Below are 15,308 nucleotides of genomic sequence, written 5' to 3'. Positions count from 1 at the left end.
CGAGCGTTGCTTGCGACAAATCAAAAAAATCCCTGGCGCAACGAACAACTATTTCAAACGGCAAATGTCATTGATTTCGCGCCGGGCATTTCTTTTGCACCGGCCCCCATTCGCGAAGGAGCAAGACCCCCATGGCAGCACTGCAGAACAGCACATTCGATGCAATGAAGAACAAACAGGCACAGCTGCTGGGTGAATGGATACAAAACATGGAGGACAGCGGCGCGACCCGCCACCTCAAGGAACAGGAAGTGCTGCAACAGACCACTGAGTTCCTGCAGCTGGTGGTCGATGGCATGGCCAGAAACAACGGCACCGACATCTACGCCCCCGACTGGGAAACCACCCGTCACTTCCTCGAACGGCTGTCCCACAGTCGCGCCCTGCTCGGCCAGGACTCGCAACAGACCGCCAGTTTCATCTTCGCGCTCAAAGGCCCGCTGTTTGCCCTGTTGCAAAGCCATTACCGGGAACAACCGGCATTGCTCGCCGAACAGCTTTGGGAAATCTCCGAACTCCTCGACGCCTTCGGCCTGCACACCGTGCGCACCTTCCAGAAATCCCGTGAAGCGGTGATCAAGCGCCAGCAGGAAGAACTGCTGGAATTGTCGACACCGGTGGTCAAACTCTGGGAAGGCGTCCTCGCCCTGCCGATGATCGGCACTCTGGATTCGCAACGCACTCAGGTTGTCATGGAGTCGTTGCTGCAACGCATCGTCGAGACCGGTTCGGAAATCGCCATCATCGACATCACCGGCGTGCCGACCGTCGACACCCTGGTGGCCCAACACCTGCTCAAGACCGTGACTGCGATTCGCCTGATGGGCGCCGATTGCATCATCAGCGGCGTGCGTCCGCAGATCGCCCAGACCATCGTCCACCTCGGCCTCGACCTGCAAGGCGTGGTGACCAAGGCCAATCTGGCCGACGCGCTCAAAGTGGCCCTGACCCGCCTGGGTGTCAGCCTGAACAAGACGGTTTGAGTATGGAACGTATCCCGATTCTCCAGATGGGCGACTTTCTGCTCGTGACCATCCAGGTCGACATGCATGACCAGCTCGCCCTGACCCTGCAGGACGATCTGTCCGAGCGCATCAGCAAGACTTCCGCGCGCGGCGTGTTGATCGATATCTCGGCGCTGGACATGGTCGACTCGTTCATCGGTCGAATGATCGGCACCATCTCCGGCCTGTCGAAAATCATGGACGCCGAAACCATGCTGGTGGGCATGCAACCGGCCGTGGCGATCACGCTGGTCGAGCTGGGCCTGAACCTGCCGGGTGTCAGCACGGCGTTGAATGTCGAGCGCGGCATGAAACTGCTGCAGGAACGAGTACGCCAGCAATGACCGTGCGCAGCAGTGGTACGCAATCGATTCACATCGAACAGGACGTGGTGCTGGCTCGGCAGACGGCGCGCAAACTGGCCACCGAATGCGGCATGCGCCTGATCGACCTGACCAAACTGGTGACCGCCGTCAGTGAACTGGCGCGCAACACCATGGTGTACGGCGGGGGTGGCGACATGGATTGGCAGATCCTCGATGACAACCACAAGGTTGGCCTGCGCCTGACTTTCCGCGACGAGGGGCCGGGCATTGCCGACATCAAATTGGCGATGACCGACGGCTGGACCTCCGGCAACGGCCTGGGCCTGGGGCTGACCGGAGCCAAGAGGCTGGTGGACGAATTCGAACTGGACACCGCCCCCGGCAAGGGCACTCGCGTCACGATCACGCGATGGACATGAGTATCAGCGGGTCATTGACCCAGGTGTTGTTGATCGAAGAGAACAGTCAGATCGGCCACGCCCGGCGCATCGCGCAGAAACTTGCCGAACGGCACGGCTTCGACGAGCGTGACGCCGGACGTGTGGCGCTGGTGGCGACGGAACTCGCCAGCAATGTGCTCAAGCATGCCGGGCGCGGTGAACTGCACCTTCGCGTCTTGTTGCGTGGCACCGGTTTCGGTATCGAAATGCTGGCGGTCGACAGAGCCAACGGATTCGATCTGGACCATTGTCTGACCGACGGTTTTTCCACCGGAGGTACCCAGGGCATCGGCCTCGGCGCAATATCCCGACAGACTGAAGTCTTCGACGTCTACACCGACGCACGGGGCGCCGTATTGCTGGCACGTCTCTATTCGCGTAACGACAGTCAACCCGACATGCGCTTCGGAGTCAGCCAGCACTCACTGCACAACGACCCGGCCTGCGGGGATGTCTGGCACCTGGCGTTCAGCGGGGCGGACATCAGCGCCTTGATCATCGACGGCCTCGGCCATGGCGAAGACGCCGAGCGCGCCGCACGGGCCGGAGAGAAAGCCTTCGCCCGTACCCCGTTCGCTTCTGCGGTGTCGCTGATAGAAGACCTGCACCATGAAATGATCGGCACCCGTGGCGGTGCGGTCGCGTTCGCGCAGTTTGATGGCGAACGCGACAGCCTGACCTTCGCCGGTGTCGGCAACATCGGCGCCAGCCTGGTCACCGCCGAAAAGGCCCGCGGGCTGGCCTCGCACCCGGGCATCGTCGGCGGCCAGTACCGGAAAGCCCAGCCCTTTGACTATGCTCACGTGAACGGAAATTTATTGATCATGTACAGCGATGGCTTGCAGTCCCGTTGGAACCTTCAAGACTATCCCGGCCTGGTGCATCGCCACCCCGCCGTGATAGCCGCCGTCCTGCACCGCGACTTCAGTCGTGGACGCGACGATGTAACGGTGCTGGTCGTTGCGCTGGAGGCCACCCATGGCTGAGTCCCCGAGCTTGAGCCACGAAGAACAGGCTGCGCTGATCGTCCGCTTGCAGAACGAAACCGCTGCGCTGCGCGATGAACTCGACGAAACCAATCAGGGTGTGCTGGCGTTGTACGCCGAGCTCGATATCCAGGCCGAACAATTGCGTCAGGCATCGGATCTGAAAAGCCGCTTCCTGTCGTACATGAGCCACGAATTTCGCACCCCGCTGGGCTCGATCCTGAGCATCAACAGCTTGCTGGCCGATGAACTCGACGGGCCGTTGAGCCCCGAACAACACAAGCAGGTCGCGTTCGTCAGCAGCGCGGCCCGAGAACTCAGCGACATGGTCGACGACCTGCTGGATCTGGCGAAGATCGAGGCCGGGCGCATTACCATTTCCCCGGCATGGTTCGACATGTTCGACCTGTTCGCGGCGTTGCGCGGGATGTTCCGGCCAATTGTCGACGCCTCGGCGGTGGACCTGATTTTCGAAGAGCCCGTGGGCCTGCCGCGTCTGTACACCGACGACAAGAAGCTCGCGCAGATCCTGCGCAATTTCATTTCCAACTCGCTGAAATTCACCACCCGAGGTGAAGTCCGGGTTTCGGCGCGTCTCGAAGGTCAGGACAAGGTGCGTTTTGCCGTCAGCGACACCGGCATCGGCATCGCCCCGGAGCTGCACGGCGCGTTGTTCGAAGACTTTTCCCAGGTCGATTCACCGCTGCAGAAACGCCTGCGGGGCACCGGCCTCGGGTTGTCCCTGTGCAAACGTTTCGCTGCGCTGCTGGGCGGCGAAGTCGGCATGCAAAGCGCACCGGGAATCGGCTCGACGTTTTTCGTGATCATCCCGCTGGCAATCGCTCAGGAGAACGTCGATGAAACCTGACATGCGCCTGTTGATCGTCGACGACAACGTCGCCACCCGCTACGCCCTGCGCCGACGGCTGGAGCGCCATGGCTATCAGGTGCTCGAGGCCGGTACCGGCGGCGAAGGTCTGGCGCTGATCGCCAGCGAAGCGCTGGATGCACTGATTCTCGACGTCAACCTGCCGGACATGAGCGGCTTCGACATCGTCCGCGAACTGCGCGCCGACCTGCGCACCGCCCTGCTGCCGGTGATCCACGTCTCGGCCGCATCGATCCAGACCGGTGACATCATCACCGGTCTGGATGCCGGGGCCGATGCCTACCTGATTCACCCGGTGGACCCGGATGTACTGCTGGCCACCCTGCGCACGCTGTTGCGGGTGCGCGACACGGAAAACGCCCTGCGCGAAAGCGAGGCACGGTTCCGGGAGATTTTCGTCAACGTCTCGGCGCCGATTGCGGTCATCGATGCAAAATTGAAGGTTCACGAGTGCAACCACGCCTTTGCCCAACTGATCCAGGACAACCGCGACTCGCAGATCCTCGACGAGTGCTTTGCCGAGGATCAGGGCGCAGTCCTCAAGGAATTGCGCTTGCGGCTGGTGGACGGCGAGCGCTGGAAAGGCACGCTGAACATGCGTGTGCAAGGTGAGATCCGCGAAACCGAATGGCAGATTTCTCCCTATCGCACGGCAGGTTTGAGCCTGGTGTTCGTCGAAGACGTCACCGAACACCGTCACCGCGAACGCTCGCACCTGGCGCGCCTGGACGACACCACCACGCAACTGGCCAAGGAAGTCGCCGACCGGGTACGGGCCGAAACGCAACTGCTGCAAGTGCAGAAAATGGACGCACTGGGCAAGCTCACCGGCGGCATCGCTCATGACTTCAACAACCTGCTGACCGGGATCATCACCAGCCTGGAACTGATCCACAAACGTGTCGTCGATGCCCGCCTCGACAAGGTGCAGTTCTACGCCGACGCGGCGCTGAGCTCAGCGATGAGCGCCGCGTCACTGACTCATCGTCTGCTGGCCTTTGCCCGGCAACAGCCCCTCGATACCCGCCCGGTGGACATCAACGATCACGTGCGCTCGCTCGAAGAGCTGCTGGTGCGCACCATCGGTGAACGCATCGCCCTCAAACTCGAACTGACCAGTAAGCCGGCCATCGCCCTGGTCGATCCGATCCAACTGGAAAGCGCGGTGCTCAACCTGGTGATCAACGCCCGGGATGCACTGCCGCACGGGGGCAATATCTGGGTGAGCACCTATGCAACCTACTCCCACGGTGATCCGAACCTGACCGATGGCTCCTATGTGGCATTGTCGGTACGTGATGACGGCACCGGTATCGAGCACAGCGTTATCGACAAGGTGTTCGACCCGTTCTTCACCACCAAACCGCTGGGTCAGGGCACGGGGCTGGGGTTGTCGACGATTTACGGTTTCGCTCGCCAGTCCGGCGGTGATGCACACATCCGCAGCGTCGCCCGGCGTGGCACCGAAGTGACGATCCTGTTGCCGGCCACCAGCGATCCGACCGCCGTTGAAGGGGTGCCACCGGCAGTCGATCCGCAAGGCTCCGGCGAGCATGTGCTGATCGTCGAGGACATGCCCTCGGTGCGCCTGTTCGTCACCGAAGTGCTGGAAGACGCCGGCTACCGCTGCACCCAGGCCGGCGATATCGAAACTGCGCGCGAGCGCTTGCAGAATGACCCTTCGATCAACCTGCTGCTGACCGACGTCGGCCTGCCGCGCATGAACGGCCGTGAACTGGCAGACGCTGCCCGGGGCTGGCGCGAAGGACTGCCGATCCTGTTCATGACCGGCTACGCGGAAACCGCAATCAACCGCCAGGTGTTCCTCGGGGCCGGGATGGAGATGCTGGTCAAACCGTTCCAGATCAGCGAGTTGCTGGACAAGGTGCGCCGCACCCTCGACGGTGCCTGAAACACCGCCATCGCGGGCTTGCCCGCGATGAGGCCGGCCAAGGCGCCGCACTCAGCGGCTCAACGCCCGGGCAAGAAACGGCGCAGTCCGGCTTCTCTTGCTCGCCGCCACTTTTTGCGGCGTGCCGGCCACAACAATTTTGCCGCCTTGTTCCCCCGCTCCGGGGCCGATATCGATCACCCAATCGCTCTGCGCCACCACGCGCATTTCGTGCTCGACCACGATCACCGTGTGCCCGGCGTTCACCAGATTGTCCAGTTGCTCCAGCAAGCGGTCGACGTCACGCGGATGCAGCCCGGTCGTGGGCTCGTCCAGCACGTACAACGTCGCACCACGGGCATTGCGCTGCAGCTCGGTCGCCAGCTTGATCCGCTGCGCCTCGCCTCCGGACAGCTCGGTCGCCGGTTGCCCGAGACGCAGATAACCGAGGCCGATATCCCGCAGCACTTCCAGTGAGCGATGGATCGCAGGCTGCCCGGCAAACACCGTCACCGCCTCGTCCACGGTCAATTGCAGCACCTGAGCGATGCTCAGCCCCTGCCACTCGATCGCCAGCGTCTCGGCGTTGTAACGTGCGCCATGGCAGGTCGGGCACGGCGCATAGACGCTGGGCATGAACAGCAATTCGACACTGACAAACCCCTCGCCCTCGCAAGTCGGACAACGGCCCTTGGCGACGTTGAAGGAAAACTGCCCGGCATCGTAACCCGCCGCTTTCGCCTCAACGGTCGCGGCGAACAGCTTGCGTACGTTGTCGAACAGCCCGGTGTAGGTCGCCAGATTGGAGCGGGGCGTGCGGCCGATGGGTTTCTGATCGACCTGCACCAGACGCTTGATCGATTCCAGCCCGGCGCTGACCTGACCGGTACTGGCTTGCGGCGTGTCATCTTCCAGGTTGAGCTCTTCCGGCTCGGCGTCACTGCTGCTGCGACCGAGCTGCGCACCGACCAGTTCCAGCAGCGCCTGACTGACCAGGCTCGACTTGCCCGAGCCCGACACCCCGGTCACCGAAGTAAAGCAGCCCAGCGGAAACTCGACGCTGAGGTTATTCAGGTTATTGCGCGTGACACCTTCCAGCCTCAACCAGCCTGAAGGTTCCCGCGCAGTTCGCGCCGACTGCTGATGTTCAGCGAACAGATAGGCACGGGTCTGTGACCGCTCGACCACGGCCAGTCCGGCGGGCGGACCGCTGTAGAGAATCTGCCCGCCCTTTTCCCCTGCCGCCGGGCCGACATCGATCAGCCAGTCGGCGCGGCGCATGGTTTCCAGGTCGTGCTCGACCACAAACACACTGTTGCCGTCAGCCTTGAGCCGCTGCAAGGCTTCGAACAACGCCTCGCCGTCGGCAGGATGCAAACCGGCGGAGGGTTCATCGAGCACATAGATCACACCAAAAAGTTGCGAGCCCAGTTGTGTCGCCAGGCGAAGGCGCTGCAACTCCCCGGACGACAGGGTCGGCGTGCTGCGCTCCAGAGCCAGATAACCGAGGCCGAGATCGGTCAGGGTGCCGACCCGCTCCAGCAGGTCCTGAGCAATGCGCTGGGCTGCCAGGCGCTTTTCCAGCGACAGGTTCGGCGTATGGCGCACGTCCGGCGCGTTGGCGTGACCGCTGGCGCCATGGGCCACGCGCTGCGCCCGGGCTTCACGGGTCTGGCTGTGAGTCAGGGTTTCGCCGGTTTCATCGGCCTGATCCAGCCAAGTCGCATCCGCCACCGGCTTCAAGACTTCGGCGACTTGCAGCAGCGGCATCCGCGACAATTCACCAATGTCATGACCGGCAAACGTCACCGACAGCGCCTCGCGCTTGAGGCGTTTGCCATCGCACAACGGGCACAGGCTGCCGAGCATGAACCGGGAAACGCGCTTCTTCATCAGCGCACTTTGCGAATGCGTAAAGGTGTGCAGAATGTAGCGTCGGGCACCGGTGAAGGTGCCTTGATAACTCGGTTCCATCTTGCGCTCGAGGGCGACGCGGGTTTCTGCCGGCGTCAACCCGGCATAGACCGGAACGGTCGGGGTTTCTTCAGTGAACAGGATCCAGTCGCGCTGTTTTTTCGGCAGTTTGCGCCAGGGGATGTCGACATCGATGCCCATGGTCACGAGGATGTCGCGCAGGTTCTGCCCCTGCCAGGCCAACGGCCAGGACGCCACGGCGCGCTGGCGGATGGTCAGCTCGGGATCGGGCACCATCAAGGCTTCGGTCACTTCATAGACCCGGCCCAGTCCGTGGCACTCCGGGCAGGCCCCTTGTGGGGTATTCGGCGAGAAGTCCTCGGCGTACAGCATCGGCTGACCCGCCGGGTAACTGCCGGCGCGGGAGTACAGCATGCGGATCAGGCTCGACAGCGTGGTCACGCTGCCCACCGATGAACGTGTGCTGGGCGTGCCGCGTTGCTGTTGCAGCGCCACCGCCGGCGGCAGGCCGTCGATGGCGTCGACGTCCGGAACGCCGACCTGATCGATGAGCCGCCTGGCATAAGGCGCCACCGATTCGAAATAGCGGCGCTGCGCTTCGGCATACAACGTGGAAAACGCCAGCGACGACTTGCCCGAGCCGGACACCCCGGTGAACACCACCAGCGCATCCCGGGGAATATCGACGTCAACGTTCTGCAGATTGTGTTCGCGGGCGCCGCGCACCCGGACCATGCCGGCGGCGGAATTTGAGCTGCGCTTGGAAGTCATCGGCCAACCCTGGTCTGAAGAGAAATTGCTCAGGCGCTCAGCACCGCGCGGATCATCTGCAACAACGCCTCGGGGCCGTAGGGCTTGCCGAGCAAATGGGTGTCGGGGCTGAGCTGGTGATTGCGCGAGATGATGTCGCGGGTGTGGCCGGAGGTGAACAGCACTGCCACCGGCGGTGTCTGGACCTTGGCCCATGCCGCCAGATCGGCACTCTTGATCAGCCCCGGCATGACCACATCGGTGAAAATCAGATCCACCCGGGCGCCGTCCAGCAGCATTTGCATGGCCGCGTCGCCATTACCGGCGACCAGGATCCGATAGCCTTCTTCGCGCAACAATTCGACCGCCGAGGTGCGCACCGCTTCGTTATCTTCCACCACCAGAATGGTTTCGTGACCGCCCGCCTGTTGCCGGCGCACGTCAGGCGTTTCATCGAGCAGTGGCCGCCGACTGCGCGGAAAATACAGCTGCACTCGCGTGCCCTCGCCGACCCGGCTGTCGATCTCGACATGCCCGCCGCTCTGTTTGACGAACCCGAACACCATGCTCAACCCCAGGCCCGTGCCCTGGCCGTCGGCCTTGGTGGTGAAGAACGGTTCGAACACCTGCTCCAGCATATGCGGGGCAATCCCCACGCCAGTGTCACTGACCGAGACCCGCACGAAATCTCCCGGCACGATGCCCTTGCCGGAGCAGAACGCACGATCCAGCGACGTGTTGCTGGCGCCGAGCACGATGGTGCCCTCACCTTTCATGGCATCCCGGGCGTTGATCGCCAGATTGAGAATGGCGTTCTCCAGCTGGTTGCGGTCGACGTTGATGTGCCAGGGCGCTTCAGGCAACTGCACGTCGATCCGGATGGTTTCCCCCAGCGCACGTTGCAGCAACTCGCCGACGCCTTCGAAAATCTGCCGTGGATTGCACACCGCCGGCGACAGCGGCTGACGCCGGGCAAACGCCAGCAACTGCGAGGACAGCTTGGCCCCGCGCTCCACCGCTGCCAGCGAGGCGCTGACCCGACGTTGCACGTTGGCATTGTCCGGTTCGTGTCGCGCCAGCAAATGCAGGTTGCCGGCGATCACTTGCAGCAGGTTGTTGAAGTCGTGAGCCACGCCACCGGTGAGGCCGCCGATGGCTTCGAGTTTCTGCGACTGACGCAATTGCTCTTCGGCATTGAGGCGCGCTTCCACCTCATCAGCGACCCGCTGTTCAAGATTGCGGGTGAATTTGAGCAAGGATTCTTCAGCGGTCTTGCGCTCATGGATGTCGATCAGCACCCCGGGGAAACGGAACGGCTGGCCCTGTTCATCGAACTCGCAACAGCCGCTGGCCAGCACCCACAAATGGCTGCCATCGGCGCGCAACACACGGTATTCAGCATTGTAAGGTTCGCCGGTACGTACCGAATTTTCGATGCACTCCTGCACCCAGGCGCGGTCATCGGGGTGAATGTGCGCTTCGGCAATGTGCTGCGGCAGGTTGGTCAGGTCCTGATCCGGCGGGAAGGAAAAGGTCCGGGCGAATCGCTCGTCCGCCGACAGCACGTTGTTTCTCACGTCCCAGACAAACGAGCCAAGCAGTGCCCCGGCGTTAAGGGCCAATCGAACCCGTTCGTTGTCGGCACGATAGGCATCTTCGGCGGCCTGGCGCAGACGTTCGGACAGTATCAACTCGGTGGTCTCCACCACCATTGCCATCACGCCTGAAGGCACTCCCGCATCGTCGGCGACCGGACTGTAATACAGATCCATCCAGACATCTTCCGGCACGCCGGCGCGTAGCAGGACCAGTTCCTTGTTGCGATAGGACAACGTGCCACCGGCCAGACAGGTGTCGACCACATGCCGGTTGAAATCGGCGACTTCCGGCCAGCCCAGTTCCACCGGCACACCGAGCAGGTACGGGTGACGGCCGCCGGCGAACCGCGAGTAGGCGTCGTTGTAGATCATGTAGCCGGCCTGGCCCCAGAGCATGACCATCGGCAACGGCGAGGCGAGCATCAGTTGCACGGTGCTGCACAGGCTGGCCGGCCAGGTTTCAAGCGGGCCCAGGTCGGTCTGGCTCCAGTCAAAGGCGCGGATGCGTCCGGCCATCTCGCCCTGCCAGCCGTCACACCCGTGGCTATCGGATAAAAACTGCATCGACTGCTTGAATGCCTTGTGGTTGGTTCGCTCGATCGCTACGTTCGTTGACGTGGCGCCCATAAGCTTCGAGCGCATCGGGCAGCGATGGTTTCATAGAGGTATAGCCGATTCCACTGGCGACCGAGGTTCAGACTTCGATCAGGTGCTTGAGCGGATGGTAGCCAGTCTTGAGCTTGGCAGCCACATCGAGAATCGCCTTCTGGATGCCGTCCAGGTGCATGCAGGTCAACTCGATCGCCGCGTTTTGATTGCCGGCCTCGATGTATTCGATCAACCGCAAATGCTCGTCGTCGCGACACGCTTCGTGGCTGTCGTCATCTAGCGCAGCGGCGTACAGCGAGGCACGGGAGATCAGCTTCTGGAACCAGTCGAGCAGCACCGGGTTGTTGAGGCTGCGGGCCAGTTTGATATGGAACTCGCCCAGCAGGTGAATCAGCCGCTCGTGGTCACCGGCTGCGTGGGCTTCATCTTCCAGCAATAAATGCTCACGCAGGTCCTGCATCGCGGCGGAGTCCTTGCGCCGGCACAGTTCGGTGACGATACCGATCTCGATCAGGCGCCGGGTTTCGAACAGAGAACGAATCTCTTCATCGCTCGGCAACGACACCGACGCACCTTTGTTGGGCTCGGTGGTGACCAGCCCGTCGGCCTCCAGTTGCTTGAGTGCGGCGCGAACCGACGTGCGGCTGACATTAAACAACTCCGCCAGCGACGCCTCACCCAATTTCATTCCCGGACGCAGCGAACGCTTGCTGATCGCCTCATAAACCCCTTGGTAGACGCGGTCGACCGTGGTTTCCGTTTTTTTCTCGGTCATTTGAAAGCTCCTTCAATGCTGGCAACGCGGCCCGACACACGACTCAGTCAGGGAAATGGGGGGTTGCACAAGCAGATTAATCCGGGTATTTCTAAATTGCATTCAGATATTGCATACAATAATTAGAGGATTGCACCATTATGGGTCAACCAATAGCAATTGAAGTGCGTAATGTCTCCAAACGGTACTCTGACGACCCTGGCCTGGCACCAGCCCTCGACAACGTGTCGGTGAACATCGCCGACAATGAGTTCTTCACCCTGCTCGGCCCCTCGGGCTGCGGCAAAACCACCTTGCTGCGCACCATCGCCGGTTTCGAACACGTCAGCGACGGCGAGATCCGTCTGGCGGGCGAAACCGTGAACCACCTGCCGCCGTTCAAACGTCGGGTCAACACGGTGTTTCAGAGTTACGCGCTGTTTCCGCACATGAGTGTCGCGCAGAATATCGCCTTCGGCCTCGAGATGCAGGGTCTTGATCGCAAGTCGATTCCGGAACGGGTCGACGAAATGCTCGCATTGGTACAGATGGAGCACCTGGCCGGGCGCAAACCGGCGCAACTGTCCGGCGGCCAGCAGCAACGCGTCGCTCTGGCCCGGGCCCTGGCGCCGAAGCCGAAAGTGCTGTTGCTGGATGAGCCGCTGTCGGCGCTGGACCTGAAGCTGCGCAAGGAAATGCAGGTCGAACTCAAGCGTGTGCAACAGGAAGCCGGGATCACCTTCATCTTCGTCACCCACGATCAGGAAGAAGCCCTGACCCTGTCCGACCGGATTGCAGTGATGTCCGCCGGCAAGATCCTGCAGATCGGCACGCCGAACGACATCTATGAACGTCCACAGCACCGGTTCGTCGCCCAATTCATCGGCGACATCAATTTTCTGCCCGGCCAGCTCAAGCGCGGCGACCACAACCAGAACCTCTTCGTGCCCAACGGCATGCCGGTGGAAATCCCCTGCCCGCCCCAAGGCGTCAATGGCAGCAGCGTGCAACTGGCATTCCGGCCCGAGCGCTCGCAACTGGTCACCGCGGACCAGCCCCATCACCTGCGCGGGGTGATCGAAGCGGTGCTGTATGTCGGCACTGCGACGCTGTACCAGTGCCGCTTGAACAACGACGTCAAAGTCATGCTGCGGGAAAACAACGAAGGTTTTAACGCTTGTCGCGCAGTCGGTGAGCCGGTGGCGGTGCATCTGCCACCCCAGGCCTGCCTGTTGATGGAGGCCTGAGATGAGCGTCAGCAGCACTTCCCCCTCCCTCAACCGTGCGCTGTTGCTCAGCCCGGTGGTGTTGACCCTGCTTGCCCTGATCGCCATTCCGCTGGGGATCATGGGTTACATCAGCCTGCTGCCGCGCAACACCTACGGCGGCGTCGACTGGCAGGCCCAATGGCAGTTGCAGAGTTACGTGCAACTGTTTTTCCAGGAAGGTTTCGACGGCGAACTGGAACTGAACTGGGTCTACGCCCAGGCGCTGTTGCGCTCGGTGTTCCAGGCCGGCGGCACCACCGTGTTGTGCTTTCTGTTCGGGTTTCCGGTGGCGTTGTGGATGTCGAGCCTGACTCCGCGCCGGCGCAACCTGATGGTGTTGCTCATCACCATTCCGTTCTGGACCAACCTGCTGATCCGCAACTATGCGTGGCTGATCATCCTGCGCGAACAGGGCTGGGTCGCCCAGAGTCTCAATGCGCTGCTTCCGGGTGCCGGCGGCATCACCTTGCTCTACAACGACTTCGCGGTCAGCGTCGGTCTGGTCTACAGCTTTCTGCCGTTCATGATCCTGCCGATCTACTCGACCCTGGAAAAACTCGACTGGCGTCTGGTGGAGGCCGCCTATGACCTGGGCGCGAACCGCTGGCAGGCGCTGAGGCGGATCATTCTGCCGTTGTCGATGCCCGGCGTGATTGCCGGTGCGTTGCTGGTGTTCGTGCCGAGCCTCGGCGCTTTCATCACCCCGGCGATCCTCGGGGGCGGCAAGACGTTGATGATCGGCAACCTGATCCAGCAGCAGTTCGGCACCGCACGTAACTGGCCGCTGGGCAGTTCGCTGTCGTTCCTGTTGCTCGGGATTCTGCTGTTGTCGCTGGTGCTCTACGCCCTCTACAGCCGCAGCGCGGCGAAAACCCTGAACCGGGGAGCGAAAGCATGATTTCTCTGCACCTGAAAAAACTCCCGGCGACCCGGGAAATCAGCCTGCTGGTCCTCGCCTATCTGTACGTGCCGATCCTGGTGTTGATCGTTTACAGCTTCAACGCCAACCGCTCGGCGACGGTGTGGACCGAGTTCTCGTTCGCCTGGTACGGGCGGATCCTGGCCAACCCGTCGATCCAGACCGCCGCATTGAACTCGATCATCGTCGCGACCATTGCCACGGTCTGCGCCACGGCGATTGCTCTGCTGGCGGCACTGGCGACGTACCGCCCGTTCTACGGACAGAAAATGGTCGAGGGCGGGATCAACCTGCCGCTGATCCTGCCGGAGATCGTCACCGCCGTGGCCACCCTGCTGCTGTTCATGGCGCTGGGGATCAAGCTCGGTCTGGTCACGGTGATCGTCGCGCACATCGGCTTCTGCATTCCGTTCGCCTATTTGCCGATCCGCGCACGGCTCAACGATCTGGACAAGAGCCTGCTGGAAGCCGCCAACGACTTGTACGCCAACCCGTGGCAAGTCTTCCGCCGCGTGACCTTGCCCCTGTTGTGGCCGGCGGTGCTGTCCGGTTCGGTGCTGGCGTTCGTGGTCAGCCTCGACGATTTCATCATGACCTTCTTTGTCGCCGGCCCCGGTTCGACCACGTTGCCGGTGTACATCTTCTCGGCGATCAAGGCCGGGGTGACACCGGAGATCAATGCGATCTCGACCCTGATGCTGGTGATATCCATCGTTCTTGTGGTGCTGGCCTTCTGGCTCGGCCAACGCGGCAAACAACAATAAACCTGGAGCGCGCTCATGAAAGTCAAACACATGCGTCTGGCAGTATCCGGTCTGGCCCTGAGTTGTTTCACCGCGTTCGGCGCCCACGCCGCCGAGCCCAAGGAGCTGTTTTTCTACAACTGGACCGATTACTACCCGGTGGACCTGCTGGCCAAATTCGAAAAGGAGACCGGAATCAAGGTCACCATGGACGGTTACGACAGCAATGAAACCCTGCTCGCCAAGTTGCAGGCCGGCGGCGCGGCGTACGATGTGATCGTGCCGTCGCAGTCGATCATGCAGACGCTGATCAAGCAGGACCTGTTGCTGGAAATCGACACCCCGACCCTGAGCAATTTCCAGTACGTCAAAGGCCCGTTCCGCGACCCGGGCTTCGATCCGGGCCGCAAATATTCGGCACCGTACCTGTGGGGCACCACCGGGTTTTCCTATGACAGTGCCCGGGTGCCGGGCGGCAAACTCGACGACTCGTGGAAAGAGTTTTTCGAACCGCGCAAGGAACTGCAGGGTCAGCTCGCCGCCCTCGATACCTCAAGCAGCGTGATCAACGCCGCCAGCCACTACCTGAACGTCGATGAATGCACGGAAAACCCGCAGGACGCCAAGCGCATCCTCGAACTGCTGCAAAAACAAAAACCGTTTTTGAAGATGTACAGCTCCGACAACACCGTCGACCGCATGGCCTCGGGCGAAGTGATCATGATGCAGAACTGGAACGGCTCGACCGCCCGCGCCACCTTGCAGAAGAGCACGATCAAATACGTGTACCCGAAAGAAGGCCTGGCGATGTTCCAGGACAACTTCGCCGTACCGAAAAGCGCCCCGCATCCGGGCAACGCGAAGATCTTTATCGACTGGATGATGAAGCCCGAGAACGCGGCGGCCGTGTCCAACGCGATTGCCTATGCCAACGGGATTCAGAGCGATCAGTTGCTGGATGCGAAATGGAAGGTCATGGACGCGATCAACATGCCCGAGGAATACGCCTCGCGTCTGCGCCCGGAAAAGGAATGCAGCAACAAGGCGCGGGAGCTGCAGGACCGGATCTGGTCGAAGCTCAAGGGTTAAGGAAGCTGATCCGAAACCGCGTCGCGGCCTTCGCGAGCAGGCTCGCTCCCACATGGAACGCATTTCAATGTGGGAGCGAGCCTGCTCGCGATGAGGCCAGCCAATGC

13 protein-coding genes are annotated in these 15,308 nt (G+C 61.9%); 10 read left to right on the top strand and 3 right to left on the bottom strand.

From position 1 onward, the window contains the following. Nucleotides 1–131 precede the first annotated feature (131 nt). Genes ACK6BI_RS27415 through ACK6BI_RS27390 form a run of 6 tightly spaced genes read left to right on the top strand, consistent with a single transcriptional unit; the run spans nucleotide 132 to nucleotide 5,557 of the window. Nucleotides 132–983 carry an STAS domain-containing protein gene (locus tag ACK6BI_RS27415; RefSeq protein ID WP_409319582.1) on the top strand — a complete coding sequence of 284 codons (852 nt, stop codon included), beginning with the start codon at nucleotides 132–134 and terminating at the stop codon, nucleotides 981–983. A gap of 2 nt (nucleotides 984–985) precedes the next feature. Then, complete coding sequence (locus ACK6BI_RS27410; protein ID WP_007959463.1) at nucleotides 986–1,348, top strand: STAS domain-containing protein; 363 nt, start codon at nucleotides 986–988, stop codon at nucleotides 1,346–1,348. Continuing rightward, nucleotides 1,345–1,749 (top strand): anti-sigma regulatory factor, encoded by a 405-nt coding sequence (locus ACK6BI_RS27405; protein WP_409319581.1) that lies wholly within the window; start codon nucleotides 1,345–1,347, stop codon nucleotides 1,747–1,749. Before ACK6BI_RS27410 ends, ACK6BI_RS27405 begins: the two co-directional genes overlap by 4 nt. Continuing rightward, complete coding sequence (locus ACK6BI_RS27400) at nucleotides 1,746–2,756, top strand: ATP-binding protein (RefSeq protein WP_409319580.1); 1,011 nt, start codon at nucleotides 1,746–1,748, stop codon at nucleotides 2,754–2,756. Before ACK6BI_RS27405 ends, ACK6BI_RS27400 begins: the two co-directional genes overlap by 4 nt. Then, nucleotides 2,749–3,624 (top strand): sensor histidine kinase, encoded by an 876-nt coding sequence (locus tag ACK6BI_RS27395; RefSeq protein WP_409319579.1) that lies wholly within the window; start codon nucleotides 2,749–2,751, stop codon nucleotides 3,622–3,624. Before ACK6BI_RS27400 ends, ACK6BI_RS27395 begins: the two co-directional genes overlap by 8 nt. Beyond that, a complete protein-coding gene (locus ACK6BI_RS27390; protein WP_409319578.1) occupies nucleotides 3,614–5,557 on the top strand; it encodes a response regulator in 1,944 nt (647 codons plus the stop codon). Before ACK6BI_RS27395 ends, ACK6BI_RS27390 begins: the two co-directional genes overlap by 11 nt. A 51-nt stretch (nucleotides 5,558–5,608) precedes the next feature. Here the strand turns inward: ACK6BI_RS27390 and ACK6BI_RS27385 are convergent, their stop codons facing one another. The 3 genes from ACK6BI_RS27385 to ACK6BI_RS27375 form a co-directional block, all read right to left on the bottom strand. Beyond that, nucleotides 5,609–8,242, bottom strand: coding sequence for an excinuclease ABC subunit A (locus tag ACK6BI_RS27385; protein WP_409319577.1), 2,634 nt, complete (start codon nucleotides 8,240–8,242; stop codon nucleotides 5,609–5,611). 29 nt (nucleotides 8,243–8,271) lie between these two features. After that, nucleotides 8,272–10,383, bottom strand: coding sequence for an ATP-binding protein (locus ACK6BI_RS27380; RefSeq protein WP_409319576.1), 2,112 nt, complete (start codon nucleotides 10,381–10,383; stop codon nucleotides 8,272–8,274). Nucleotides 10,384–10,513: 130 nt separating this feature from the next. Continuing rightward, complete coding sequence (locus tag ACK6BI_RS27375; RefSeq protein ID WP_065257839.1) at nucleotides 10,514–11,203, bottom strand: GntR family transcriptional regulator; 690 nt, start codon at nucleotides 11,201–11,203, stop codon at nucleotides 10,514–10,516. A 140-nt stretch (nucleotides 11,204–11,343) separates the two neighbouring features. Here ACK6BI_RS27375 and ACK6BI_RS27370 point away from each other — a divergent pair, with 140 nt between their 5' ends. From ACK6BI_RS27370 to ACK6BI_RS27355, 4 genes are read left to right on the top strand one after another with little or no spacing between them, the layout of a single operon-like run. Next, nucleotides 11,344–12,429 carry an ABC transporter ATP-binding protein gene (locus ACK6BI_RS27370; protein ID WP_409319575.1) on the top strand — a complete coding sequence of 362 codons (1,086 nt, stop codon included), beginning with the start codon at nucleotides 11,344–11,346 and terminating at the stop codon, nucleotides 12,427–12,429. A 1-nt stretch (nucleotide 12,430) separates the two neighbouring features. Beyond that, entirely contained in the window at nucleotides 12,431–13,348 is a 918-nt protein-coding gene (locus ACK6BI_RS27365) for an ABC transporter permease (protein ID WP_409319574.1), read from the top strand. Further along, nucleotides 13,345–14,133 carry an ABC transporter permease gene (locus ACK6BI_RS27360; protein WP_409319573.1) on the top strand — a complete coding sequence of 263 codons (789 nt, stop codon included), beginning with the start codon at nucleotides 13,345–13,347 and terminating at the stop codon, nucleotides 14,131–14,133. Before ACK6BI_RS27365 ends, ACK6BI_RS27360 begins: the two co-directional genes overlap by 4 nt. Before the next feature lie 15 nt (nucleotides 14,134–14,148). Continuing rightward, nucleotides 14,149–15,201 (top strand): extracellular solute-binding protein, encoded by a 1,053-nt coding sequence (locus tag ACK6BI_RS27355; protein ID WP_409319572.1) that lies wholly within the window; start codon nucleotides 14,149–14,151, stop codon nucleotides 15,199–15,201. Nucleotides 15,202–15,308: the final 107 nt, after the last annotated feature.

Source organism: Pseudomonas sp. KCJK9016, from assembly GCF_046231795.1.
Classification (GTDB): domain Bacteria; phylum Pseudomonadota; class Gammaproteobacteria; order Pseudomonadales; family Pseudomonadaceae; genus Aquipseudomonas; species Aquipseudomonas bananamidigenes.
This window is presented reverse-complemented; position numbering and strand designations above follow the sequence as displayed.